A 25,933-nucleotide genomic window follows, 5' to 3' on the forward strand; every position below is an offset into this window, starting at 1 on the left:
TTTCGCCACCCCTGAGACTGGAGTCCGAGGGTGGTTGCCGACCATGGTGACCCCGGGCAGTGCAAGGGGTACGTTGTGAAAACACTCAAGAATTCGGCTTTCTCGAAGCCGGCTACGACCCGGCCGGCCAAGCCCGGCATCGACGGCCCCATCGACGACACGATCCTGAAGCTCGGGCGGTTCCTGCGTCGAGGCAAGGCCTCACCCGACCTGCGATCCGTGTTCCTTGCGGGCGGCCGCGACGCCGACTCGTTCTACCGCGACCGCTGGACCCACGACAAAGAGGTGCGGTCCACCCACGGCGTGAACTGCACCGGCTCCTGCTCCTGGAAGGTGTACGTCAAGGACGGCATCATCACCTGGGAGACCCAGCAGACCGACTATCCCTCCGTCGGCCCCGACTCACCCGAATACGAGCCCCGCGGCTGCCCCCGCGGCGCCGCCTTCAGCTGGTACACCTACTCGCCGACCCGGGTCAAGTACCCCTACGTGCGCGGCGTGCTGCTCGACCTGTTCCGTGCGGCGAAGGCCCGCACCGGCGACCCGGTGCTCGCCTGGGCCGAGGTCACCGGCGACCCCGAGAGCGCCCGCGCCTACAAGAGCGCCCGCGGCAAGGGCGGCCTGGTGCGCACCAGCTGGGACGAGGCGTCCGAGATCGTCGCCGCTGCCCACGTGCACACCATCAAGAAGTACGGCCCCGACCGCATCGCCGGCTTCTCGCCGATCCCCGCCATGTCGATCGTCTCGCAGGGGGTGGGCAACCGGTTCATCTCCATGCTCGGTGGCACCATGCTCTCGTTCTACGACTGGTACGCCGACCTGCCCGTGGCGTCCCCGCAGGTGTTCGGCGACCAGACCGACGTGCCGGAATCGGCAGACTGGTGGAACTCCTCCTACTTGATCATGTGGGGCTCCAACGTGCCGGTCACCCGCACGCCCGACGCGCACTTCATGGTCGAGGCCCGCTACAAGGGCCAGAAGGTCATCACCGTCTCGCCCGACTACGCCGACAACTCCAAGTTCGCCGACGAGTGGCTGGCCGTGCACCCCGGCACCGACGGCGCGCTCGCGCTGGCCATGGGCCACGTCGTGCTCAAGGAATTCCTGGTCGACCGCCGCACGCCCCGCTTCGTCGACTACATGAAGCGTTACAGCGACTCCGCCTACCTGATCAGCCTCACCAGGCGCGGCGACGCGTACGTGCCCGGCAAGTTCGTGACCGCGGATGCCCTGCCCGGCCTGGCCCCGACGGTCGCCAGCGCCGCGTTCAAGCCGGTGCTTCTGGGCCACGACGGCGAGGTCGTCGTGCCCAACGGTTCGATCGGGCACCGTTTCTCCGAGACCGACGTCGGCAAGTGGAACCTCGACCTCGAGGGTGTCGACCCGCTCCTGTCCATCGCCGACGCGCCCGACTACGACCAGGCGTCCGTCGCCATCGACATGCCCCGGTTCGACGTTGCTCCGGAGACCGACGAGATCGGAGAGCAGCACGCGGGCGGTGCGGGCATCATCCGTCGCGGCGTCCCCGTGCGGATGGTGGCCGGCCAGCTGGTCACCACCGTGTTCGACCTACTGCTCGCGCAGTACGGCGTCGGCCGGCCAGGCCTGCCCGGTGTCTGGCCGACCGGCTACGACGACGCCACCTCACCCGGTACCCCTGCCTGGCAGGAGGGCATCACCTCGGTGCCGATGCAGGCCGCCGAACGCATCGGTCGCGAGTTCGCGCAGAACGCCGAAGACTCCAATGGACGCTCGATGATCCTGATGGGTGCCGGAACCAACCACTGGTTCCATTCCGACACCATCTACCGGGCCTTCCTGGCACTGACCACCATGACCGGCTGCCAGGGCGTCAACGGTGGCGGCTGGGCTCACTACGTCGGCCAGGAGAAGGTGCGCCCGCTCACCGGCTACGGCCAGTACGCGTTCGGCCTGGACTGGGTGCGCCCGCCCCGCCAGATGATCGGCACGGGCTTCTTCTACCTCGCCACCGACCAGTGGCGCTACGACGGCCTCGCCGCCGACACCCTGTCCAGCCCGCTCGGCGCAGGCACCTTCGCCGGCCGCACCACCGCGGACTGCCTGGTCGAGTCGACCAAGCGCGGCTGGATGCCCGGCTACCCCACCTTCAACCGCAACTCGCTCGACCTCGTCGACGACGCGGTCCGGGCGGGCGTCGACCCGGCCCAGTACGTGGTCGAGTCCCTCGGCGACGGCACCCTCGAGTACGCCATCGAGGACCCGGATGCGCCGGAGAACTTCCCGCGCATCCTCGACGTCTGGCGGGCCAACGTGATCGGCTCGTCGGGCAAGGGCAACGAGTACTTCCTGAAGCACCTGCTGGGCACCAAGAACGCCGTTCGCGCCCCCGAATCGCCGCCCGAGAAGCGCCCGAAGACCATGAAGTGGCACGAGACCGCCCCCGAGGGCAAGCTTGACCTGATGGTCACCAGCGACTTCCGCATGACGAGCACCACCATCTTCAGCGACGTGGTGCTGCCGCCGGCCACCTGGTACGAGAAGAACGACCTGTCGACCACCGACATGCACCCCTTCATCCACTCGTTCAACCCGGCGATCGCCCCGCCGTGGCAGGCGAAGACCGACTTCGACATCTTCCACATCCTCGCGGAGAAGATCTCCGAGATGTCCGTGGAGCACCTCGGGGTGCGGAAGGACCTGGTCGCCGTTCCGCTGCTGCACGACACCCCGGATGCGATGAGCGCCCCGCACGGCATCGTCGAATACGACCAGGTGCTGGTGCCCGGCGTGACCATGCCCAAACTGGTCGTGGTCGAACGCGACTACCCGGCCTTCGCCGCGCGGCTCGGTGCCCTCGGCCCGCTGACCGAGAAGCTCGGCATGATGACCAAGGGCGTCAAGTTCAACCCCGACGTCGAGGTGGCCTACCTGGCGAAGAAGAACGGGCTCGTCGAGAGCGGCCCCGCCGCCGGGCGGCCGCAACTGAAGACCGCCATCCAGGCCTGCGAAATGGTGCTCGCGCTCTCCGGCACCACCAACGGACGGCTCGGCACGCAAGGCTTCCGCAGGATGGAGGAGCGCACCGGCCAGAAGTTGGCGCACCTGGCCAGCGACAACGAGGGCCGTCGCTTCTCCTACCCGGATGTGCAGGGTGCCCCGGTCCCGGTACTCACCTCCCCGGAATGGTCCGGCAGCGAGCACGGCGGCCGACGCTACAGCGCGTTCACGATCAACGTGGAGCACCTCAAGCCCTGGCACACCCTCACCGGGAGGCAACACTTCTACCTCGACCACGACTGGATGATCGAGCTGGGGGAGACCATGCCGATCTTCCGGCCGCCGCTGGACATGCACCGCCTGTTCGATGATTCCATCGTCGGGTCGACCTCGTCCACCGGCGCGACCGGCTCGAAGGGCCGGGCCGAGGTGGCCGTGCGCTACCTCACCCCGCACTCCAAGTGGTCGATCCACTCCGAGTACCAGGACAACCTGATGATGCTGTCGCTGTCCCGCGGCGGGCCCACCATCTGGATGTCACCGCAGGACGCCGACAAGATCGGCGTGCGCGACAACGAGTGGATCGAGTCCTACAACCGCAACGGCGTCGTCGTGGCCCGTGCGGTCGTCTCGCACCGGATGCCCGAGGGCACCGTGTACATGTACCACGCGAAGGACCGCACCATCAACGTGCCGATCGCCGAGACGAGCGGCATGCGCGGTGGCACGAACAACTCGCTCACCCGGATCCTGCTGAAACCGAGTCACCTGATCGGTGGCTACGCCCAGCTGTCCTTCGCTTTCAATTACCTCGGCCCGACCGGGAACCAACGCGATGAGGTCACCGTGATCCGTCGACGCAGCCAGGAGGTTGAGTACTAAATGCGCGTAATGGCTCAGATGTCGATGATCATGAATCTCGACAAGTGCATCGGGTGCCACACCTGTTCGGTCACCTGTAAGCAGGTGTGGACCAACCGCACCGGCGTCGAATACGTCTGGTTCAACAACGTGGAGACCAAGCCCGGCGTCGGCTACCCGCGCCGCTACGAAGACCAGGACAAGTGGAAGGGCGGCTGGCAGCGCAACAAGCGCGGACGCCTGAAACTGCGCTCCGGTGGCCGCATCAAGCGCCTCGCCACCATCTTCAACAACCCCGACCTCCCGGTGATCGACGACTACTACGAGCCGTGGACCTACGACTACGACATGCTGACCAAGGCTCCGCTGAGCACGGAAAGCCCCGTCGCCCGGCCCAAGTCGCTGCTCACCGGCCAGAACATGGACATCAAGTGGTCCGGCAACTGGGACGACGACCTCGGCGGCTCGCAGGAGACCGCGGCAGACGACCCCATCCTCGCCACCATGAGCGAGCACGTGAAGATGGAGTTCGAGAACACCTTCATGTTCTACCTGCCGCGCATCTGCGAGCACTGCCTGAACCCCGCCTGCGTCGCGGCCTGCCCCTCGGGCGCCATGTACAAGCGCGAGGAGGACGGTATCGTCCTCGTCGACGAAGACGGATGCCGCGGCTGGCGCATGTGCGTCTCCGCCTGCCCGTACAAGAAGGTCTACTTCAACCACAAGACGGGTAAGGCCGAGAAGTGCACGCTCTGCTACCCGTTGATCGAGCAGGGCAAGCCCACGATCTGCTCGGAGACCTGCGTCGGCCGGCTGCGTTACCTCGGCCTGATGCTCTACGACGCCGACGCGGTCCTCGCGCAGGCCTCGGTCGAGAACGAGCACGACCTGCTGGATGCCCAGCGCGCCTGCTTCCTCGACCCGTTCGACCCTGAGGTCATCGCCGCGGCGAAGGCCGAAGGCATGGAGGACGACTGGATCCTCGCGGCCCAGAACAGCCCGATCTACAAGCTCATCTCCGAGTACAAGGTGGCTCTGCCGCTGCATCCGGAGTACCGCACCATGCCGATGGTCTGGTACATCCCCCCGCTGTCCCCGGTGGTCGACGTCATCTCGACCACCAACAACGACGGTGAGGATGCCCGCACCCTGTTCGCCGCCATCGACAAGCTCCGCATCCCGGTGGAATACCTCGCCGGGCTGTTCTCGGCCGGAGACGTCGTTCCCGTCGAGTCCTCGCTGCGGAAGCTCGCCGCCATGAGGTCGTACATGCGCGACATCAACCTGGGCCGCGACCGCGACGAGTCGATCCCGGAAGCGGTCGGCATGACCGGTCCCGAGATCGAGGCCATGTACCGCCTGCTGGCCATCGCCAAATACGAGGATCGCTACGTCATCCCCAAGGCGCACGTCGAGACGGCGCGTGAGCTTGAGGAACTCGCCTGCTCGCTCGACACCGACGGCGGCCCCGGTATGGGTGGCGCCAGCGTCGCAACGGCGGCAGGCCCCTATGGCAAGACCCCCGGGATGCCGCTGAACGCGACCGTCGACAACTACAACGAGATGGTCGGCAAGGGCTCCGAACGCACGAAGCCCACCACGCCCGGCCGGGTCAACCTGCTCAACTGGACCGGCGGCGGCGTGCCGGAGGGCATGTTCCCGCCGAAGGCCTCCGGGAGTCCCGCATGAGGCTGCCGAAGCTCCCGACCCGCAAGGTCACGGCGCTGCCTCTGTCCGCGGAGGACGGCCGGATGGCGCACATGGCGGCATCCATTCTGCTGGATTACCCCAGCCAGGAGCGACGGGCCCGTTTCGGTGCTGTCGCCGCGTCGGTGGCGTTGCTGCCGGATCCGCTCCGCCACGCCTTCGAGGCGTTCCTGACGAAAGCGGATGCGATGACGCAGCAGGAGTTGGAAATCCACTTCACGGCCACTTTCGACCTCAAGCGCAAGTGCTGCCCGTACCTGAGCTACTTTGCGGCCGGGGACACCCGTCGCCGCGGCATGGCGCTCGTGCGCTTCGTCGAGGCCTACCGTGCCGCGGGCTGGGAGGTCGCCGCCGACGAACTGCCCGACTACCTGCCGATGGTGCTCGAATTCTCCGCGCGGAGCGACTCGCCGATCGCACAGGAACTGCTCGCCGCGCACCGCGACGGGATTGAGGTGCTCCGCATGGCACTCGAGGCCGTGCCGAGCCCCTACGCGCACATTGTGGAGGCGGTCTCCCTGTCTCTCCCGAAGATCGACGAGGAGACGCGTCAGCGTTACCTCAACCTGGTGAACGAGGGTCCGCCGACCGAGACGGTCGGCATGACCTTCCTGGGCAATCTCAAACCGTTCTCGCCGTCCGGCGCGAACAGCGAGGAAGTACGGGTATGAATCCGCTCGACATTCTGCTTTGGGTGGCGTTCCCCTATGCCGCCGCCGGGGTCTTCATCGTCGGCCACCTTCTGCGCTACCGGTTCGATCAGTTCGGCTGGACCTCACGGTCGAGCCAGACCTACGAGAACAAGTGGCTCCGCTGGGGCTCGCCCATGTTCCACTACGGCATCCTGATGGTCTTCGGCGGTCACATTGTCGGACTCTTCATCCCCAAACCGTGGCTCGAGTTCTTTGGCGTCACCGAGCACATCTACCACCTCGGGGCCACCTGGCTGGGCAGCGTCGCCGCGGTGCTGACCATCGCCGGCCTCGCCATCCTGCTGATCCGTCGCCGCCTGGTCGCCCGGGTCAAGCTGGTCACGACCGTGATGGACAAGGTCATGTACCTGTTCCTCGCCGGCACCATCGCCTTCGGCACGACGGCGACCGTGCTCTACCAGGTGCTCGGCGCCGGCTACGACTACCGTGGGTCGATCTCGCCGTGGATCCGCAGCCTGTACGCCTTTCAGCCGGACCCGGCGCTGATGAGCGACGTGCCGTTCTTCTTCCAACTGCACGTGCTCTCCGCCACGATGCTCTTCCTGCTGTGGCCCTTCACCCGACTGGTGCATGTATTCTCGGCGCCGCTCGGCTACTTCGTGCGTCCCTACATCGTCTACCGCTCGCGGGACGGCCACCGCGGTGCGGGCTCCCAGAAGGCCCGCCGTGGCTGGGAGAAGAGCGAACTACCGAGGGACACCCGCGAAAAGGTGGGCGGCCGCCGCTAGCCGAAGATCCCAGGGACGTCGACGCCGGTGCGCGACCCGCAGCCGCCATTTGCAGCCGGGGGAGCGGGTCGCGCAGGCAACGGATGATGCAGGCCGCCGGCACCTGGGCTGCCCGAAGGGCTAGCCCGCGCGCACGCCAGGCCGCCTGCAGGCGATCGAGGGCGTCTTGATCCCGCCGCACTCGGGCTGGTAAGCGAAGCCTGCGCTGTATGGCGGGGTTCCGCTCCGGTGCCTGGCATTGCCGGTGTGGGTCCAATTTCGTGCCTGAGGATGCCCCAGAAGGAGACACATGTTCGATGCGCTGCTCGACACCATCTTCGGTTTGCCTGTGCACCCCCTCGTGGTGCACGCGACCGCGGTCGTCGTTCCCACGGCGCCCTCGTCGTCGTCGTCGCGGCCCTCTGGCCCCGGTTTCGCCGGTGGGCGAAGTTCCTGCCGCTGATCCTCGCATTGGCCGCACTCGTTCTCGTGCCGCTGGCGCGCGAATCCGGGGAGGCGCTGAGAGAGCGGGTCACCGAGACCGCGCTGGTCGAGACCCATTCCGAGCTGGCCGACGGGCTGCTGCCCTGGGTTGCCGCCCTGGTCGTGGTCGCTGCCGTTCTGCTCTGGTGGAACTACCGGGAGGTCGGCGGCCGGACATCCGTCGCCCGCACCCCGAAGTGGGTGGCCATCGTGCTGGCCGTGGCCGCGCTGGTCGCCGCCACGGGAACCATCGTGCAGGCCGTGTGCATCGGTCACAGCGGGGCGGCGGCCGTCTGGTCCGAGGCCGGGGGAGCACCGGCGCCCGCCGGGGGCGAAGACGACGACTGAGCCGGCCTGAACTCAGTCGGTCACGGAGCTGTCGGCGCCCACGCCGGCGGCAACCTCGCGGGTCCACTCGGCGGAGATTCTGGCTCCCCTGACTCTTCCGCGGGTTAGGCCCGGTCGCGCGCGCGAGTGTGTGTGTGTGTGTGTGTGTGTGTGTGTGTGTGTGTGTGTGTGTGTGTGTGTGTGTGTGTGTGTGTGTGTGTGTGTGTGTGTGTGTGTGTGTGTGTGTGTGTGTGTGTGTGTGTGTGTGTGTGTGTGTGTGTGTGTGTGTGTGTGTGTGTGTGTGTGTGTGTGTGTGTGTGTGTGTGTGTGTGTGTGTGTGTGTGTGTGTGTGTGTGTGTGTGTGTGTGTGTGTGTGTGTGTGTGTGTGTGTGTGTGTGTGTGTGTGTGTGTGTGTGTGTGTGTGTGTGTGTGTGTGTGTGTGTGTGTGTGTGTGTGTGTGTGTGTGTGTGTGTGTGTGTGTGTGTGTGTGTGTGTGTGTGTGTGTGTGTGTGTGTGTGTGTGTGTGTGTGTGTGTGTGTGTGTGTGTGTGTGTGTGTGTGTGTGTGTGTGTGTGTGTGTGTGTGTGTGTGTGTGTGTGTGTGTGTGTGTGTGTGTGTGTGTGTGTGTGTGTGTGTGTGTGTGTGTGTGTGTGTGTGTGTGTGTGTGTGTGTGTGTGTGTGTGTGTGTGTGTGTGTGTGTGTGTGTGTGTGTGTGTGTGTGTGTGTGTGTGTGTGTGTGTGTGTGTGTGTGTGTGTGTGTGTGTGTGTGTGTGTGTGTGTGTGTGTGTGTGTGTGTGTGTGTGTGTGTGTGTGTGTGTGTGTGTGTGTGTGTGTGTGTGTGTGTGTGTGTGTGTGTGTGTGTGTGTGTGTGTGTGTGTGTGTGTGTGGCCAACTCAGGACATCCGTTGCCGGCATGCACCGGCTGCCACGGATCAGTGCGGAACCAGTGTGGATGTTCGGCCCGGCCGGACGGATCTCCTGAGTTGGCCACAGCCCCCGCCGGATGGGCAGCAGCGCTGGTGCGGATCGGGCGTCGACCACCCGCTCCGCTCCGTTCGGGGCGCGGAACTCCCAGTCCGACCCCTTCATCGCCCACGGCTGGCAGGATTCGGGCAGCTAGTCGGCGGTGGCGGCCCGTTCCTCGGCGAGCTCCGCGAGCCGCGCGAGGGCGCGGGGCCAATCCGCAGCGAACATGGCCGTGAATTCCTCGTCGGTGTCGACGGTCACCACGAGTGTGGTCACCCCGTCGGACTCGCTGAAGGAGTAGTCCTCGTGCGCGCCCGCGAACCGCCGCGCGTGAGCGCTCGTGGTGTCGTCGATGCCCCGGGAGACAGCACCGTGGATTTCCAGGGAGATGAACTCGTCCAGCCGGTTTTCGACGACCGTGGCCACCAGCCCGCTGTGGGAAGCATCCTCGCCGGGGGCAAGGAAGCGGATCGTGCTGCCCTCCGCCCAGCTTCCGACGTAGTGGGAACCCTCATGGAACGCCCGGGTCCAGTCCCGGTAGGTCGACGCGTCCAGCATCGTGCTCCAGACGGCGTGTACCGGAGCGTCGATCCGAATCGTGAAGTGCAGCTGTTCCATGCGGGGATCGTACTCCGCTCCGGCAGATCGATCAGCTGGGGAAGGGAGCACCCTTGCGGGCGTAGTAGAACCAGGCGAGCCAGGTGCAGAACACGCAGAACACGGCGCAGCCGGCGAAGAACGCGGTCGGGCTGATCATGGTGAGCGAGATGCCCACGACGAACGGTCCGAAGGCCGCGATGGCGGAGGTCCAGGCGATGGCTCCGCCGGCCTGACGCTTCGGGAAGATCATCGGCATCTGCTTGAACGTGCCGGCGTTGGCCAGCCCGGCGAAGAAGAAGATGATCAACATGCCGGTGAGGAAGCCCCAGAACTCGTCCACGCTGGTCGGCGTGAGGAAGAAGGCGGTGAGGGCAGTTCCCGCCACCATGCCGAGGCCACCGATGAACGTGAAGATCGCGCCGCCCCACCTGTCGCAGAACGGGCCGCTCGCCGCCCGCACCAGGGCGCCGAGGACGGGGCCGATGAATGCGAAGGCCAGCGGGTTCGGGGCATCCGGGAAGTCGCCGTAGACGTTGAGGATGATCAGGCCCATCTGGGCGGCGAGGCCACTGTAGGCGCCGAAGCTCATCAGGTAGATGGCGGTCATGATCCAGGTGTGCTTGACCTGGAAGATGTCCATCTGCTGGCGGAAGTTCGCCGTGATCGGCACCCGGCGCAGGTACATCACCGCCAGGACGATGGCAAGCAGAGCCCAGGGGATGAGCACCAGCCCACCGTTGTGCAGCCAGACGAGGTCACCGTCGGCACTGCTCTGGGGGGTGAGGGCGGCGGTGCCGAGCAGACCGAATCCGACGACCCAGGGCAGGATCAGCTGCATCAGGCCGATGCCGAAGTTGCCGAGGCCTGCCTGCAGGCCCAGAGCCGTACCGGCGAGGCGTTTGGGGAAGAAGTAGCTGGTCGATGCCATGAAACCGGAGAAGGTTCCGCCGCCGATGCCGGCCGCGAACGCCAGGGAGAGCAGCACCCAGTACGGCGTCGACGTGTCCCGGGCGGCGAGGGTCCAGCCGAGCATCGGGATCATGAGCAGGGCCGACGACATGGCGACGAGGTTGCGGGTGCCCATCATCGGCGGCAGGAACATGAAGACCAGGCGCAGCAGGCCGCCGGCGAGCCCGGGGAGGGCGACGAGCCAGTACAGCTGGCTGGGTGCGAGGGAGTAGCCGATGTCGTTCAGACGCGGGGCGATCGCGCTGACGAGGTACCAGGCCGCGAAGCTCAGAGTCAGGCTGAAGGTGGTGATCCACAGGGTGCGCCAGGCGAGCCCCGGATCCCAGGTCTCGTCATTCTCCGGGTCCCAGTTGGACAGATCCGGTTTGAGTTTCGAGGCGAACTGCGGGGACGTTGCGACTGACATGGACTTCCTCGGCTGGTTGCTGCCGGGCACCAGGCCCGCGTAGCTTCCACCCTCGCGGTACAGCGGAAATGCGACAACGCGTGAACGCCGTGAAAAATGATTCGGTCGTACAGAACCGAAATCGGCGGGCGTCAGCCGCCGGCGAAGGGCGGCAGCACGTCGACGGTGTCGCTCCCGGAGAGCGGCACCGTGTCATCCGTCGCCCGCGTGCCGTTCACGAGCAGGGAGCACCGGCCGAGGATGCGCTCGAACTCGTCGCCGTAGAGGCTGGTGAGCTGGGCGCGCAAGTCGCCGATGGTGGCGGCATCGATCGCGGCCGCGTCGGCGGCGGCGGATTCGGCTGCCGCGGCGAAGAAACGGATGGTCGCCATCAGCGTGTCACCTCCGGCTGGTCCGGCGGCCAGGTGAGGGCGAGCCGGGTGGCCAGCGCACTGGCGGCCTCGATGGCGGTGGGTGTGCCGCCGTTCCGGGCGGCGGCCAGACCGACCAGGAACGTGCTCAGCGGGGCGGCGGGCCGGGCCACGTTGTGGGCCACGTCGCGGGCCACGTCGAGCAGCGTGCCCACGGGGATGTCGGCCGGATCCAGGCCGAGTGCGGCGGCGAGGGCCACCAGCCACTCGTCGAGAGCCTCAGGGGGAAGCGGGGTCGAGGCGCTCATTGGGTATCACTCCTCATCGGATCGCTCCGCGGTCGGATTGCTCCGCGGTCGGATTGCTCCGCGGTCGGATTGCTCCGCGGTCGGATTGCTCCACGGTGGGGTGCTGGTCAGCAGTGCGGAACTCCACTCCACATCCTGCCATGTGTCCACGTCGCTCCCCTCGCCGTTCTGGTCGCGGACGCCCCGCAGCTCGAGCGGGGCCAGCAGTCCGCGCATGCTGGCGCCGTGGGCGTCGGCGCCGAGCCGGTGCGCGGCCGCCCGCAGCGGCGCCAGACGGTAGATCCCCGCGAGCCACTGCGCGCGGCCGCCCGCGTCGACCAGGTGCAGGCCGTGAACGGATGCCGGCAGCCCCGGGTCGGACGCCGCCGGCACCAGTAGGCGGGCGGCATCCGCTGCCCACGGCAGGTCGCAGGCCAGCAGGAGCACCCAGTCCGCAGGCCCGGACGCGGTCGCGTGCTCGAGCGCCGCGAGTCCCGCCACGATGCCGGCGACCGGGCCGCCGAACGGGGGATCTTCGAGCGTCCAGGTCAGCTCGGACGTGTCGTCGTCCGGGACGGCCGCACGGGCCTCCTCCGGCCCGACCACGACAACGTTCCGGGCGAGACCGCGGGCGTCCAGCACCCGGGAGAGCAGCGTGCGCCCGGCCACCTCGACCGCGGGCTTGACCGCGCCGTCGAGGCGCCGGGCGCGCCCGCCCGCCAGTACGATCAGGTCGACGCTCATGGCTGCTCGGGTCATCGCTACTCGTTCGGGCGGTGCCAGTCGCCGGACTTCCCTCCGGTCTTCGTGATGAGGCGCACGTTCTCGATCCAAACGGACTTGTCGAGGCCTTTGACCATATCGACCACGGCGAGGGCGGCGACCGACACGGCGGTCAGCGCCTCCATCTCGACGCCGGTGCGGTCGGCCGTGCGCACGGTGGCCGTGACGCGCACCCCGGTGTTTTCGATGACGAGGTCGACGGCGGCGCCGTGCACCCCGATCACATGCGCGAGGGGGAGCAGGTCGGCGCACTTCTTGGCACCCTGGATGCCGGCGATGCGGGCCACGGCGAGCACATCGCCCTTGGGGGTGCTGCCGTCGCGAAGGGCCGCGATGACCGTCGGTCCGCAGGCCACGAAGCCGGCGGCGGTGGCGCTGCGCACGGTGGGCTGCTTCTCGGTGACGTCGACCATGCGGGCCTGGCCGGAAGAGTCGAGATGCGTGAAGGGGTGTGCGGACAGGTCGCGGATGCTCATGTCAACAGCATGACAGTGACGCGGTCGCCCTCGGCAATCCGCGTCACGTTTTCCGGCACGATGGCCAGCCCGACGGCCTGAGCAAGCCCGGCGACGAGGTGGGATCCCGACCCGCCCGCGGCGGACCGGCGGACCACTCTGCGGATTCCCACGCCCTCGAGCGTCACCGGCATGTACTGGGCACGGCCGGGCGGGGAGTCCCAGCTCTCCCCGGCGGTCGCCGAGATCGTGGGGCGAAAGAGGTCGATGTGCCCGCCGAGGCGGCGCAGGGCCGGCCGCACGAACACCTCGAACGACACGAAGGCGCTGACCGGGTTGCCGGGGAGGGCGAAGATGAGCGGTCCCTCGACTGCATTGTCGTCGGCCGGCCAGCGGCCGAAACCCTGAGGCTTGCCCGGCTGCATCTTGACCGGCCCGAACCGTACGGTGCCGAGCGGGGCGAGCACGGCCTTGACGATGTCGTAGGCGCCGACGCTCACCCCGCCGGAGAGCACGATGGCGTCGACCGTGCCGGCGAGGCTGGCCAGCAGGCTGCGGAGCGTGTTCTCGTCGTCGGGAACCGCGCCGAGCCGGATCGGCACCCCACCGGCGGCGGTGACGGCCGACGCGAGGAGGTAGGAGTTGGAGTCGGGGATCTGGCCGCGCCGGGCGGGTTCGCCGGGGGTGACGAGCTCGCTCCCGGTGGAGATCACGGCCACGCGCGGAGCCGGGTGCGCCCGGAGCGACGAGGTTCCGGCGCTGGCGGCCGCGGCAACCCGGGTCGGCCAGAGCACCGAGCCGCGGGTGAGCACGGTGTCGCCGGCGTGGGCGTCTTCGCCGGCGCGACGGATGTGCGCTGCCGGCTGCGGCGCCCGCACGACGGTGACCGTGTCGATGCCCTGATCGGTGTCTTCGATCGGAACCACGGCATCCGCCCCGTCCGGGAGCGGCGCCCCCGTCATGATCCGGGCCACCTGCCCGGTCTCCAGGTGCGGGTTCTGGCTGGTTCCGGCCGCGAGGTCGGCGACCACCGGCAGCGTCACCGGGTGCTCGGCGGAGGCCTGCAGCAGGTCGGCGCGCCGGACGGCATAGCCGTCCATGGCCGAGTTGTCGAAGGGAGGTGTGTCCGTGGCGCTCCGAACATCCTCGGCCAGCATCAGGCCCAGCGCCTCGTCAAGCGAGACCAGCACGGGCGGCAGCGGGGCGACCGCGGCGAGCACGAAGGAGAGCTGGTCGGCGACGCTGCGGGCCGAGACCGGTACGGCGCAAGCGTCGCCGTCGTGCTCGTGGGTGTGCTCGTGCGTGTTCCCCGTCATGGTCAGTTCCCCGCTGTGGTCGTCGATTCGTTGGACACGGCGTCGCCGGCCCACTTGCTGCCCCGGCCGGGAGCCGTGCGTGCGGCGACGGCAACGTCCCAGGCGACGATCCCGCCGGCGAGCAGGGTGAGGCCGGTGAAGCCGGCCGCGTCCAGGGCCATCGCGGCGCGTTCGGCCCGCGGCCCCAGATGGCAGTGCAGCACCAGCGGCACGTCCCGCGGCAGGGTGGCCATTCCGGCCTCGGTGAGCAGGTCGCCGAGAGGCAGCAGGACGGCATCCGGGATGGCGCTCTCGGCGTGCTCGTCGGGCTCGCGCACGTCGACTAGCACGAACGGGTCGGTTCCCTCGGCGCGGGCAGTGAGCCGGGCCACGAGCTCCACCGGGGTGAGCGTCGACCAGGCCCCAGCGGTGGCGGCCCGAGCGGAGCCGCGGGCGGCGGCGAGGGTTGCTGCCGGGTTCGGGTCGGCGGCGGCGATGCCGGTGCCGATCAGGGGCACTTCGGTGAAACGGCCCGAGAGCGCGTCGATCACGAGCACGCGCCCGATCAGCGGAGCGCCGATACCGGCGATCAGCTTGATCGCCTCGGTGGCCATCAGCGAGCCCACCTGGCCGCAGAGCGCGCCGAGCACGCCGGCTTCGGCGCAGTTGGGCACCTCACCCTCTGTGGGCGGGGTCGGGAACAGGTCGCGCAGATGCACCCCGGTGAGGCCGCTCTCGGCCGGTGGGGTGGCCCAGAACACCGACAGCTGGGCGTCGAAACGGAGAACGGATGCCCAGACCAGTGGCAGGCCCAGGGCCGCACAGGTGTCGTTGACCAGGAAACGGGTGGGGAAGTTGTCGGTGCCGTCGATGACCACGTCGTAACCGCCGATGATCGCGGCGGCGTTGCCAGCGTCGAGCCGTTCGGCGTGCTGCACGACCACGGCCTCCGGCGCGATCTGGGCGATCGATTCGGCGGCGCTGGCCACCTTGGGGCGTCCGACATCCGCCTGGCCGTGCACGATCTGGCGTTGCAGGTTGCTGGGTTCGACGTCGTCGCCGTCGACGATGCCGATCGTTCCCACGCCGGCCGCAGCCAGGTAGATGAGCGCGGGGGACCCCAGCCCGCCGGCGCCGAGCACGAGCACCCGGGCGTTGGCGAGGCGGCGCTGGCCGAGCTCGTTGAGCTGGGGCAGACGGCGTTGGCGGGCGGTGCGAACGGATTCGGCGCCGCTCAGGCGGGCGATCGGCTCGACAAGGGGGGGAATGGCCATGCTTCCACGGTAGGCGTTGGCAGCGCCCGGTGTGTACCCAAAACAGTCATCTGAGCACACCCCTTGAATTTCAGGCCGCAATGTAGTCCTCTAGATGTGAAACAGGCACCAACTAGAAATTTCGATGCAGTCTCGCGCGGCCCGACGGGTCTCGCTGTGAGGGAAGCAAACAGGAACTAGGAAGGTACTTCATGACTGGGAACAGAGCAGTTGCCTACAAGAGCCCGGGCGTCGTCGAGGTCATCGACATCGACTACCCGACCTTCGAGCTGAAAGACGGACCGGGTGTCAACCCGGCGAACGTGGGCCGCAAGGTGCCGCACGGGGTCATCCTCCGCACGGTCACCACCAACATCTGCGGCTCGGACCAGCACATGGTTCGCGGGCGCACGACCGCGCCGTCGGACCTCGTCCTCGGCCACGAGATCACCGGCGAGGTGGTCGAATGCGGACCCGACGTCGAGTTCATCAAGGTCGGCGACATCGTCTCGGTGCCGTTCAACATCTCCTGCGGCCGGTGCCGCAACTGTAAGGAGCGCAAAACCGGAATCTGTCTCAACGTCAACCCCGACCGCCCGGGCAGCGCCTACGGCTACGTCGACATGGGCGGTTGGGTCGGCGGCCAGGCCGAGTACGTGCTGGTGCCGTACGCGGACTGGAACCTCCTGAAGTTCCCGGACCGGGACCAGGCGCTGGAGAAGATCATGGACCTCACCATGCTCTCGGACATCTTCCCGACCGGCTTCCACGGAGCGTTCAGCGCGGGCGTCGGGGTCGGATCGACCGTATACATCGCCGGAGCGGGCCCGGTGGGTCTGGCCGCGGCGGCATCCGCTCAGCTGCTCGGGGCCGCCGTCGTCATCGTCGCCGACCTCAATGAGGAGCGGCTGGCGCAGGCCCGCAGCTTCGGCTGCGAGACCATCGACCTGCGGAAGGGCGAACCGCAGGATCAGATCGAGCAGATCCTGGGTGTGCCCGAGGTCGACTGCGGCGTGGACGCGGTCGGCTTCGAGGCCCGCGGCCACGGCAAGGATGCCGGAACGGAGCGTCCGGCCACGGTGCTGAACTCGCTGATGACGGTCACGGCCGCCGGTGGTGGCCTGGGCATCCCGGGCCTCTACGTCACGGGTGACCCGGGCGGGGTCGACGAGGCGGCGAAGGTCGGCTCGCTGTCCATCCGGCTGGGCCTCGGCTGGGCCAAGTCCCTGTCCTTCGCTACCGGTCAGACCCCGGTGATGAAGTACAACCGGTCGCTGATGATGGCGATCCTGCACGACAAGGTGCAGATCGCGAAGGCCGTCAACGCTCAGGCGATCAGCCTGGACGATGCCCCGCGCGGCTACGCCGAGTTCGACGCCGGCAAGTCGATCAAATACGTGCTGAACCCGAACCAGTACATCAAGTAAGCGCGTTCGACCGGTAACAGGACATCCGGCCCGCGGTTCGCCCGGGCCGGATGCCCTGTTCTGCTGAGGCCGGGCATTTGTCACCGTCCCGAAGGACTGTTGCCGCGGAGGGCGGCGGTTAGTGTGGAGACATGATTGATCAGTTCCAACGCCCGCTGCACGATCTGCGCATCTCGGTCACGGACCGCTGCAACTTCCGCTGCGTGTACTGCATGCCCAAAGAGGTCTTCGGCAAGGACTTTGCTTTCATGGAACGCGACGAACTGCTCTCCTTCGAAGAGATGACCCGGCTGGCGCGGATCAGCGTGGCGCACGGGGTCGAGAAGATCCGCCTCACCGGCGGTGAGCCGCTGCTGCGCAAAGGGATCGAGGAACTGGTGGCGATGCTGGCGGCGCTCCGCACCCCGGACGGCCGCCCGATCGACATCGCGATGACCACCAACGGTTCGGTGCTGGCGCTGAAGGCCCGGGCTCTGAAGGACGCCGGGCTGAAGCGCGTCACGGTGTCGTTGGATTCGCTCGACGACGCCACGTTCCGGGCCATGAACGACGTGAAGTTCCCGGTCGCCAAGGTGTTGAACAGCCTGGACGTGGCCCACTCGGTCGGGCTCGGCCCGATCAAGATCAACATGGTGCTCAAGCGCGGGCAGAACGATCAGGACATCGTTGCCATGGCGCGCCACTTCAAAGGCACCCCGTACATCCTCCGGTTCATCGAGTTCATGGACGTGGGCTCGAGCAACGGCTGGGAGATGGGTGACGTGGTGCCCTCGGCCGAGGTCGTGGCCCGCATCAACGCTGAACTGCCTCTCGAGGAGGTGGCCCCCAACAAGACCGGTGAGACCAGCCGCCGGTGGCGCTACCGCGACGGCGAGGGGGAGATCGGCGTGATCTCCAGTGTCACCCAGTCGTTCTGCCATTCCTGCTCGCGGGCGCGGGTCTCCACCGACGGCAAGCTGTTCACCTGCCTGTTCGCGACCGAGGGGCACGACCTGCGTGCCCTGATGCGCGGCGGTTGCACCGATGAGCAGCTGGCCGAGGTGCTGAAGCAGATCTGGCGCGAGCGCACGGACCGCTATTCGGAGCTGCGCAGCGCCGAGACCGGCCGGCTGCGCGCATCCGGCAAGAAGAGAATCGAAATGTCGTACATCGGTGGGTGAATCCAGATGAGCAGGATCACGGCCAGGCGCAAGGTCGTGCGACTGACGGCGGGCGAGAATCCCACCAGCCGGGAAGACGTGCTGGCGGTCGAAGAGCCACTCGAGATCCGCGTGAACGGCCGCTCCCTCGCCGTCACGATGCGAACCCCCGGCAACGATTTCGACCTCGCCGCCGGGTTCCTGGTGTCGGAGGGCGTCATCACCCGGAACGAGCACTTTTCCACGGCCCGGTACTGCGCCGGCGCCACCGTCGAAGGCGTGAACACCTACAACGTGCTCGACGTGTCGCTCGCGCCCGGGGTCACACCGCCCGACCCGAGCCTGGAGCGATCGTTCCTGACGACCAGTTCCTGCGGGCTCTGCGGCAAGGCCAGTATCGACGCCGTGCGCACGAAGTCGGCGTTCCCGGTGACGGCTGACCCGCTTCAGGTCGACGCAGAGCTCCTGACGAGCTTTCCCGAGGTCTTGCGCGACGCCCAGGACGTTTTCGAGAAGACCGGCGGCATCCATGCGGCCGCCCTCTTCGACGGGACCACCGGGCGGATGCTGGTGCTGCGCGAAGACGTCGGCCGCCACAACGCGGTCGACAAGGTCATCGGCTGGGCGCTGAAGGAAGACCTGCTTCCGCTCACCGGCACGGTGCTGATGGTGTCGAGCCGGGCGAGCTTCGAACTGGCGCAGAAGGCGCTGATGGCCGGGATTCCGGTGCTCGCCGCCGTGTCGGCTCCGTCGTCGCTGGCCGCCGAGTTCGCGGACGAGGTAGGCATGACGGTGGTCGGGTTCCTGCGCGGCGACTCCATGGTGATCTACGCCGGGGCGGAACGCATCACGAGCGGCGAGCGGACGCCGCAGAGCGTCCCCGGCTAGCCGCGCTCCGCGGGTTCGACCACCCGCCCGGTGCGCCAGGTGTCGACCGTGATCACGCAGCCCACCACTATCAGGGAGATCGAAACGGAGGCCAGGGCATCCGTGGTCCAGTGGTAGCCGAGGTACAGGCGGCTGAGGGCCGCCAGCACGGTGCCGACCACGGCGATGCTGAGACCGAGGGTGGTGGCCAGCATGCTGCAACGGCGCGAGAGCAGAAGGTAGGCGGTCACCAGCAGGAAGTCGGATGCACCCAGCACGTGGCCGGAGGGGAACGAGAACGTGAGATCCGTGCCGTACAGCATCAGGTCGATCGGCGGCCGCTCGCGGCCGACCGTGCGTCCGATGACCTGGGCCAGCACCACGCCGGTTGCCATGGCACCGGCGAGCAGCAGGGGGCGCCAGGCGTGCCGGGTGAGAAGACCCCAGCCGACGCACACGACCAGCACGATCAGGGGCAGCGCGACCGGCCCGAATACGACCGCCAGCACCACCATCACGGTCGTCAGAACGGGGGACCGGGCTTCCAGCAGCCACTCCTGCACGGGGAGGTCGATCGCGGTGACGCCGCCGCCGCTCTGCACACTCAGCAGCGTGAGCGTGAAGACGACGGCGCCGAAACCCAGGCAGGCGATCGCGGTGACTTGGAGCATGCGGCGGGACCGGGCATTGCGTTCCCACGTCTCGACGACGTACCGGTCGTGGAACGTGCGCCACGGATGCGACGCGCGGCTGCGTCGGCGTTCGCGATCGAGTGTCACGGCCAGGGGAGCCCAGACCGCCACCGCGATCCCGATGCCGAGCAGTGCCGCCCCGACGGTGTCGGTCAGCCAGTGAGCGCCCAGGTAGGTGCGGCTGAGCATCATCAGCGCCGTGTACAGCGCCCCGGCCAGCCACACCCACCAGAACCGGAAGAGCAGCGCCAGGATTATCGCCAGCGTCGCCGCATTGGCGACATGGCCGGAGGGGAACGACCCGAAATCGACGCTGACCAACAGATCGTCGAGCTCGACCGGGCGGGCCCGGCCGAACAGCCACTTGAGGAGGTGCACGGCGGCACCGGAGACCACGGTTACCGCGAGGGCGAAGCCCGCGGCCCACGGGCGCTTGAAGAACAGGAGCAGGCCGATGAGCAGACCGGGCACGACGACGGAGGCGGTGAGACCGCCGCCCAGGCTGTTCATCACGAGGGCGAGGGAATCCCACACCGGTGCCCGATTGCCGGACACCGCGATCATCCACTCCGTGTCCAGGGCGAACGGCTTGCCGTTCCGGGAGATGACCAGGCCCAGACCCACCGCCAGCGCGACGGTGACCAGCCCGGAGAGCAGCGGCCACCAGTGGGTGACGCGCTGTGCCCCAGCGCCCGTGTTCACGCCTCGGCTCACGTCAGCGGTGCTGAATTCGCTGCCTCGTGGGCGATGAATCGCACGGACATGGCCTTGTAACCGGGGGTGTTCGACTCCCGGGCCACGAGCTCGCGGTGCATCAGGGCGTTCGCCTCGGGGAAATACGCGGCCGCGCAGCCCCGCGGGGTGGGGTAGACCACCAGGCGGAACTCGTTGGCGCGCCGCTCCTCGCCCCGGAAAGTGCTGATCACGTCGACCATGTCGCGGTCCGCAAAGCCCAGCTCGGTGACGTCGTCCTGGTGGATCAGGATGACCCGGCGGCCGCCGGAGATTCCGCGGTAGCGGTCATCCAGGCCGTAGAACGTGGTGTTGTACTGGTCGTGGCTGCGCATGGTCTGCAGGATCAGGTGGCCGGCCGGCGGGGTGAGGTACTCGAGCGGGCTGACCGTGAACCGGGCTCGGCCGATGTCGGTGGCGAAGCTGCGGGTGTCGCGGGGTGGGTTGGGCAGTACGAAACCGTTCTTCGTCTTGAGGCGCGCGTTGAAATCGGTGAAGCCCGGGAGAACCCGCGAGATGCGGTCACGGATGACGTCGTAGTCGTCGGCCATCGCCTTCCAGTCGATCACGTGGTCGTCGCCGAGGGTGGCGCTGGCCATCCGGGCGACGATGACGGGCTCGGCGAGCAAGTGCTCGGAGACCGGGTCCAGCCGCCCCTGCGTGGTGCGCACGACCGACATGGAGTCCTCGACCGAGAGCACCTGGCGACCACCCGGGTGCTTGTCGTCCGTGTCGGTGCGCCCCAGCGTCGGCAGGATCAGCGAGGTCGTGCCGTGCATGATGTGCGACCGGTTGGGCTTGGTCGACACGTGCACGGTCAGGCCCACGCGCTGCATTGCCGCCTCGAGGGCCACTGTGTCGGAGCAGGCGAGGGCGAAGTTGCCGCCCATCGACACGAACACGTCGACGTCGTCGTTCTCGAAGGCCGCGACGGTGTCCACCGAGTCGAGGCCGTGCTTGCGAGGGGACTCGATGCCGAATTCCTTGTCCAGCGCGGCGAGCATCGATTCCTTGGGCTTCTCCCAGACGCCCATGGTGCGGTCGCCCTGCACGTTGGAGTGGCCGCGAACCGGGCAGGCGCCGGCGCCCGGCTTGCCGAAGTTGCCCTGCAGCAGGAGCAGGTTGATGATCTCCTTGAGTGTGTTGACCGAGTGCGGCTGCTGAGTGAGTCCGAGCGCCCAGCAGATGATCGTGGCCGTGGAGTCGATCATCATCTGCGCGACGGTGGAGATCTCCACCGCGGTGAGCCCGGTGGCCTTCTCCGTCTCGGCCCAGTCGATGGTCGTGCGGGCGGCGCGGTACTCGTCGAGGCCCTGGGTGTTCGCCGCGACGAACTCCGCGTCGACGACGGAGCCGGGAACGCGCTCCTCCGCTTCGAGCAGCAGGTGGCCGAGGGCCTGGAACAGGGCCAGGTCGCCGCCGACCTTGATCTGCAGGTACTCGTCGGCGAGTGCTGTGCCATCGCCGATCAGGCCGGAGACCGACTGGGGATCCTTGAAATTGAACAACCCGGCCTCGGGCAGCGGGTTGACGGCGACGACCCGGCCACCGTTGTCCTTGCACTCCTTGAGGGCCGACAGCATCCGCGGGTGGTTGGTGCCCGGGTTCTGGCCGACGACGAGGATCAGCTCGGCATGGTGGATGTCTTCGAGCGAAACGGTGCCCTTGCCGATGCCGATGGTGGCGTTCATGGCGCTTCCGGAGGACTCGTGGCACATGTTCGAGCAGTCGGGCAGGTTGTTCGTGCCGATCGAGCGGGCGAACAGCTGGTAGAGGAACGCCGCCTCGTTGGCGGTGCGTCCCGAGGTGTAGAAGACCGTACGGTCGGGAACGGTGGCTCGGATCCGCTCGCCGATGAGCTCGAAGGCTTCGTTCCAGGAAATCTGGGAGTAGTGCGTGTCGCCGGGACGGATGACCACCGGATGCGTGATGCGGCCCTGGTTGCCGAGCCAGTACTCGGTCTTCGTGGCGAGCTCCTCGATCGAGTGCTCGGCCCAGAACGCCGGCGTCACGGTGCGCAGGGTGCTCTCCTCGGCGACGGCCTTGGCGCCGTTCTCACAGAACTCCGCGGTCTTGCGGTGGCCCTGCGACTCCGGCCACGCGCAGCCCGGGCAGTCGGTGCCGTCGCGCTGGTTGAGGCGCAGCAGCGCCTTCGCCGTGCGGGGAACGCCGGCCTGCGCGAACCCGCGATCGAGCGCCACCAGAACCGCTTCCACTCCGGCCGCGGACTTCTTCGGCTTCGTGACGACCAGATTGTCTTCGTTGATGTCTTCGATCGGAGCGCGTCGTGTCATGTGACCATTTTGCTCCATTTCACAGGACGTTCCGACATCGGCTACGTGTATGTTCGGATCGGACTGCTTGAAGCAGGAGACAGAGGGGGCACCGTGGGAACTCACACGACGCTGGACACGATGCGGCAGACCCGGTCAATCCTGGACGGCATTCGCTGCGCCGACGACCTGACCATCGCAGCGAGCCGGGACGGCGGCATCCGCGCCGTGCGCCTGCTCGCGCAGGCGGCGACCGACCCTGGCGACCAGCTGACCGCGATCGCGGCCATTCACTCGCTCGGCCAGGTGTTCGACGAGTCCGCGGATGACGTGCTCGTGTCGCTGCTCACCCACGACTCCCTCTTCATCCGCGAACACACGGCCTGGGCGTTCGGCGCCCGGCTGCCCCGGTTCGAGGCGATCTCCGGACTGCTGAGCATGGTGGTCGACGGCGGCTTCTCCGGCATGATCGCCCAGCGCACGCTGGAGCAGTGGAGCTCGTCGGTGCCGGTGCATGTGGCGCTCGCCCTCGAGGGCACCCTGATCGGCGTGCATGAGTGCGGCGCCCGCGCCCGCCTGGTCGAAACGATGGGTCTCATCGCCGGGCGCATCCCCGAACGTCTGCTGCGCCGGGTCGCAGTCGACGGCTCCGAGCCGAACGCGGTGCGTGCGGCGGCGATCGCGGCCATCGGCGACCTCGGTCCGAACGAGGCCAACATCCGTATCGTGAGCGACCTGTCGCAGGGCAGCGGCGTGCTTGCCGACGTGGCCCGGCTCGCCCTGATCGACTTGACCGTGCCGGCCTACCCGCGCCCGCCGTGGAGCCGGGGGCTGACGGTGGCCCAACTCTTCCTGCACGCCGACATCGACCGCGAACTCAGCCAGGTGGGAGCCGGCGATAACGGCGGCATCGCCACGCTGCTCGTGCGCCTGGGCGACGCGCTCGTCTCCGGCGGCAGCGGCAGCGGCGGCAGTGAGCGCGGCGGCTCCGTGGAACGGGTGCTCACCCTCTCCCGCGGCAGCTTCGCCGGCGCGCTCACCTCTCTGTCCGAGGTCGGGTCTTCCCTCGCGGAGCACGCCTTCGCGACCGTGCCCTTCCTGGGCGAACCCGTCGCCTCGGTCGATGCCTGGCCGCGGCGGATTGCGACGCAGCGCGGCATCCGTCGCATTCTGCGCGCCGCCGGCACCGTCGACGCGATCCACCTGCGAATGGCCGACATCGGCACGCTGGCTGCCTCCACCGTCGCCCGCGAGCTCGACATTCCGATCGTGTTCACGGTGGCCCCCGACCCGCACAGCGTCATCCACTCCCTCGACAGTTCCGGGGTGCTCACCCGGGCGAACTTCGGCACGGTCGACGAGACCGAGCACTTCTGGTTCCGGGCCCGGCTCGTTCAGCGGCTGGCCGCGGATGCCGCGCACACCGTTCTCTTCCCGAGGCCCGAGCTGCGGCGTGACATGCGCGACCTTGTGGGAATCGATATCCGGCAGCATCCGGAACGCCACTCCGTGATCGCGGAGGGCATCGACCTCGCCGTGATCGAGCGTGCCCTGGCGGATGCCCGACTCGCGGCCGACCCGCCCGCCGCGCACGCGACCGGGGCGACCGGCGTGACCAGCGCGGCGGGCGCGGCGGGCGCAGCGGCGCTAGCCGAACTGGACGACCTGCTCACCACCCTCCCGCCGAGCCGGCGCGGGCTTCCGCTCGCCGTCACCGTCGGACGCCTGCACCGCGTCAAGGGCATGGCTGCCCTGGTTCAGGCGTGGGCTGCGGATGCCAACCTGCGCGCCCGCTGCAACCTGCTCATCCTCGGCGGGGACCTGAATTCTCCCTCCCTCGACGAGAAAAGCCAGCTGGACCAGATGGCCGCGGTCGTCGACCTCGCCAATGCGGCCGACCAGGGCCTACTGCTCGCCGGGCACCGCACCAACGACACCGTGGCGCACTGGCTGGCCGCGGCCCGGTACGGCCGGCCCGGACTGGCGGCCCCCAATGGGGCGTATGTCTGCGCGAGCATGAAGGAAGAATTCGGCATCGCCCTGCTTGAGGCCATGGCGACCGGGCTCACCGTCGTCGCCCCGAATTCCGGCGGCCCGGCCACCTATGTGGAGCACGCAGTGACGGGTTTCCTCGTCGACACCGGCAACCAAACGGCCCTGGCGGGCGGGATCATCGCTGCACTCGAGTTGGCTGCCGGCCCCCTCGGACCGGAGTACGCGGACCGGGCCGGGGAAATGGTGTCGCGTTCCTTCACGATCCAGGCCATGGCTGAGACGCTGACCCGGGTCTACCGCGACGTCGCCGACACGAACGAGTCGGGCGCGTACCTGGTGAGCGTTTCATGACGCTGCTGATCATCAGCCCGGACTACGCCTCCCACCTGTTCCCGCTGGCCACTCTGGGCACCGCGTGGCTGGAGGCCGGCGAACGCGTCGTGGTGGCCAGCGGTTCGGCCACTGCCGACATCGTGGCCGCGTTCGGATTCGAGCGCATACACCTGCAACTGGGCCGCGGCTCGAACCCCGGCACGATCCGCGCCGAGGAACAGCCGACGGGCGAGGACGACGCGCTCCGCGGGTTCTTCGACGCCACCCGGCTCGGAATGGTGGAAACGCTCTGTTTCCAGGCCGAGGCACGCAGCAGCGACCTGCTCTGGAACCCGGTGGAGGTGGCCCGCGCGGTACAGCTCATCGTGGCCGAGGTGCAACCCGACCACGTGATCGTCGATCACCTGGCGTTCAGTGCGCGCCTCGCTTTGGTGAGTGCGGGCATCCGTCACGCCGATGTGGTGCTCGGTCACCCGTCGGCGCTGCCCGTGGGCGCGGAGGTCTACGGTTTCCCGCCGGAGTGGCCGCTCGCCTTCGCGCCCGACAGCGACGACCTCGGCGCACTCCTGACGATCTGCGAGAGCGTGCGGGATGCGTTCACCACCCAGTGGAACGACGCCCTGCGGGTTCTCGACCCGGCCGCGCTGCCGAGCCCGGATGCGTTCATGGAGTCCGGAGACATCCTGCTGCTCAATTATCCGGCCGAGCTGCACGACGCCGCACGTGGCGAGTTGCTGCCGGCGCACGCGTTCCTCGGCTCCGCCGTGCGCAACGAGGCCGCCGACGACGAGGTGAACGCCTGGCTCGCCGCCGACAGTGACCGGCCCATCGTCTATGTCAGTTTCGGCAGCTTCCTGTCGGTGCGCGGGGATGTTCTCGCCCGGGTGGCCGAGGCGCTTGCCGCACTCGACGTGCGGGTGGCCGTCGCCACCGGTGCCACCGACCCCGCGGAACTCGGGCCGATCCCCGACTCCTGGCTCGTGCGCGCGTTCCTGCCGCAGGTCACCGTGCTGGCGCGCTCGGCTCTGGCGGTGTCGCACGGCGGCAACAACAGCGTCACCGAGGCGATGACCTCGGGGGTGCCACTGCTGCTGCTGCCCTTCTCCACCGACCAGTTCGCCGGGGCCGCCGCGGTCGAAGCGGCCGGATTCGGGCTGTCCCTCGCGCCCAACACGGCTACGGTTGAGAAGCTTCGGGCCGGAATAGCCGAACTGCTCGCGCTCGACGGGGACGCCCGGCGAAGCCTGGATCGGTTGAGTTCCTCGCTGCAGGGCGGGGCCGGGCCCAAGCGCGCGTACGCGGCGCTGCTGGCGGTGCCGGTCGAGCTGTAGGTTG

At 68.2% G+C, this 25,933-nt stretch carries 21 protein-coding genes; 11 read left to right on the top strand and 10 right to left on the bottom strand.

Annotated features, from left to right (window positions below; genetic code table 11):
• Positions 1–75 precede the first annotated feature (75 nt).
• The 6 genes from E3O28_RS03035 to E3O28_RS03055 all read left to right on the top strand — a co-directional run bounded on the left by E3O28_RS03035 (position 76) and on the right by E3O28_RS03055 (position 7,798).
• Positions 76–3,861, top strand: coding sequence for a nitrate reductase subunit alpha (locus E3O28_RS03035; protein ID WP_134415156.1), 3,786 nt, complete (start codon positions 76–78; stop codon positions 3,859–3,861).
• On the top strand, positions 3,862–5,529 hold the full coding sequence (gene narH, locus E3O28_RS03040; RefSeq protein ID WP_134415157.1) for a nitrate reductase subunit beta: 1,668 nt from the start codon (positions 3,862–3,864) through the stop codon (positions 5,527–5,529).
• Positions 5,526–6,218 (top strand): nitrate reductase molybdenum cofactor assembly chaperone, encoded by a 693-nt coding sequence (narJ, locus tag E3O28_RS03045; protein ID WP_104101355.1) that lies wholly within the window; start codon positions 5,526–5,528, stop codon positions 6,216–6,218. Before narH ends, narJ begins: the two co-directional genes overlap by 4 nt.
• Entirely contained in the window at positions 6,215–6,988 is a 774-nt protein-coding gene (gene narI, locus E3O28_RS03050; RefSeq protein WP_104194627.1) for a respiratory nitrate reductase subunit gamma, read from the top strand. The genes narJ and narI overlap by 4 nt, the downstream gene beginning before the upstream one ends.
• A gap of 289 nt (positions 6,989–7,277) precedes the next feature.
• Positions 7,278–7,430 carry a hypothetical protein gene (locus tag E3O28_RS16210; protein WP_158250273.1) on the top strand — a complete coding sequence of 51 codons (153 nt, stop codon included), beginning with the start codon at positions 7,278–7,280 and terminating at the stop codon, positions 7,428–7,430.
• Positions 7,431–7,438: 8 nt separating this feature from the next.
• A complete protein-coding gene (locus E3O28_RS03055; RefSeq protein WP_134415158.1) occupies positions 7,439–7,798 on the top strand; it encodes a hypothetical protein in 360 nt (119 codons plus the stop codon).
• Between the two features lie 1,094 nt (positions 7,799–8,892).
• On the opposite strand, the gene E3O28_RS03060 is transcribed toward E3O28_RS03055, so the two are convergent.
• The 8 genes from E3O28_RS03060 to E3O28_RS03095 form a co-directional block, all read right to left on the bottom strand.
• On the bottom strand, positions 8,893–9,360 hold the full coding sequence (locus E3O28_RS03060; RefSeq protein WP_104101347.1) for an SRPBCC domain-containing protein: 468 nt from the start codon (positions 9,358–9,360) through the stop codon (positions 8,893–8,895).
• A gap of 31 nt (positions 9,361–9,391) precedes the next feature.
• Positions 9,392–10,717 carry an MFS transporter gene (locus E3O28_RS03065; protein WP_104101344.1) on the bottom strand — a complete coding sequence of 442 codons (1,326 nt, stop codon included), beginning with the start codon at positions 10,715–10,717 and terminating at the stop codon, positions 9,392–9,394.
• Between the two features lie 131 nt (positions 10,718–10,848).
• Positions 10,849–11,088 carry a MoaD/ThiS family protein gene (locus tag E3O28_RS03070; protein ID WP_104101341.1) on the bottom strand — a complete coding sequence of 80 codons (240 nt, stop codon included), beginning with the start codon at positions 11,086–11,088 and terminating at the stop codon, positions 10,849–10,851.
• Positions 11,088–11,375: a DUF6457 domain-containing protein gene (locus tag E3O28_RS03075; protein WP_104101339.1), complete on the bottom strand. Its 288-nt coding sequence runs from the start codon at positions 11,373–11,375 to the stop codon at positions 11,088–11,090. The genes E3O28_RS03070 and E3O28_RS03075 overlap by 1 nt, the downstream gene beginning before the upstream one ends.
• 6 nt (positions 11,376–11,381) lie before the next feature.
• Positions 11,382–12,113 (bottom strand): NTP transferase domain-containing protein, encoded by a 732-nt coding sequence (locus tag E3O28_RS03080; RefSeq protein ID WP_198411525.1) that lies wholly within the window; start codon positions 12,111–12,113, stop codon positions 11,382–11,384.
• A gap of 2 nt (positions 12,114–12,115) precedes the next feature.
• Positions 12,116–12,613: a cyclic pyranopterin monophosphate synthase MoaC gene (gene moaC, locus E3O28_RS03085; RefSeq protein ID WP_104170175.1), complete on the bottom strand. Its 498-nt coding sequence runs from the start codon at positions 12,611–12,613 to the stop codon at positions 12,116–12,118.
• Entirely contained in the window at positions 12,610–13,908 is a 1,299-nt protein-coding gene (gene glp / locus E3O28_RS03090; protein WP_134415159.1) for a gephyrin-like molybdotransferase Glp, read from the bottom strand. The genes moaC and glp overlap by 4 nt, the downstream gene beginning before the upstream one ends.
• A gap of 2 nt (positions 13,909–13,910) precedes the next feature.
• On the bottom strand, positions 13,911–15,161 hold the full coding sequence (locus tag E3O28_RS03095) for a ThiF family adenylyltransferase (protein ID WP_104101331.1): 1,251 nt from the start codon (positions 15,159–15,161) through the stop codon (positions 13,911–13,913).
• A gap of 191 nt (positions 15,162–15,352) precedes the next feature.
• Between E3O28_RS03095 and fdhA the strand changes: the two genes are divergently transcribed.
• The 3 genes from fdhA (at position 15,353) to fdhD (ending at position 18,594) form a co-directional block, all read left to right on the top strand.
• The gene (gene fdhA, locus E3O28_RS03100; protein ID WP_104101328.1) at positions 15,353–16,567 is read left to right on the top strand and encodes a formaldehyde dehydrogenase, glutathione-independent; all 1,215 of its coding nucleotides are present in this window, start codon (positions 15,353–15,355) and stop codon (positions 16,565–16,567) included.
• Positions 16,568–16,698: 131 nt separating this feature from the next.
• Complete coding sequence (moaA, locus tag E3O28_RS03105) at positions 16,699–17,727, top strand: GTP 3',8-cyclase MoaA (RefSeq protein WP_104101326.1); 1,029 nt, start codon at positions 16,699–16,701, stop codon at positions 17,725–17,727.
• Between the two features lie 6 nt (positions 17,728–17,733).
• Positions 17,734–18,594, top strand: coding sequence for a formate dehydrogenase accessory sulfurtransferase FdhD (gene fdhD / locus E3O28_RS03110; protein ID WP_104101323.1), 861 nt, complete (start codon positions 17,734–17,736; stop codon positions 18,592–18,594).
• Here fdhD and E3O28_RS03115 read toward each other — a convergent pair.
• Both E3O28_RS03115 and E3O28_RS03120 read right to left on the bottom strand, forming a co-directional pair.
• Positions 18,591–19,979 (bottom strand): phosphatase PAP2 family protein, encoded by a 1,389-nt coding sequence (locus tag E3O28_RS03115; RefSeq protein ID WP_174721873.1) that lies wholly within the window; start codon positions 19,977–19,979, stop codon positions 18,591–18,593. The genes fdhD and E3O28_RS03115 overlap by 4 nt on opposite strands.
• The gene (locus E3O28_RS03120) at positions 19,976–22,291 is read right to left on the bottom strand and encodes an FdhF/YdeP family oxidoreductase (protein WP_104101320.1); all 2,316 of its coding nucleotides are present in this window, start codon (positions 22,289–22,291) and stop codon (positions 19,976–19,978) included. Before E3O28_RS03120 ends, E3O28_RS03115 begins: the two co-directional genes overlap by 4 nt.
• A gap of 93 nt (positions 22,292–22,384) precedes the next feature.
• On the opposite strand from E3O28_RS03120, the gene E3O28_RS03125 reads away from it, so the two are divergent.
• On the top strand, positions 22,385–24,616 hold the full coding sequence (locus E3O28_RS03125) for a glycosyltransferase (protein WP_134415160.1): 2,232 nt from the start codon (positions 22,385–22,387) through the stop codon (positions 24,614–24,616).
• Positions 24,613–25,929 carry a glycosyltransferase gene (locus tag E3O28_RS03130; protein ID WP_134415161.1) on the top strand — a complete coding sequence of 439 codons (1,317 nt, stop codon included), beginning with the start codon at positions 24,613–24,615 and terminating at the stop codon, positions 25,927–25,929. The genes E3O28_RS03125 and E3O28_RS03130 overlap by 4 nt, the downstream gene beginning before the upstream one ends.
• Positions 25,930–25,933: the final 4 nt, after the last annotated feature.

The organism is Cryobacterium sp. TMT2-14, assembly GCF_004402465.1.
GTDB classification, from domain to species: Bacteria; Actinomycetota; Actinomycetes; order Actinomycetales; family Microbacteriaceae; genus Cryobacterium; species Cryobacterium sandaracinum.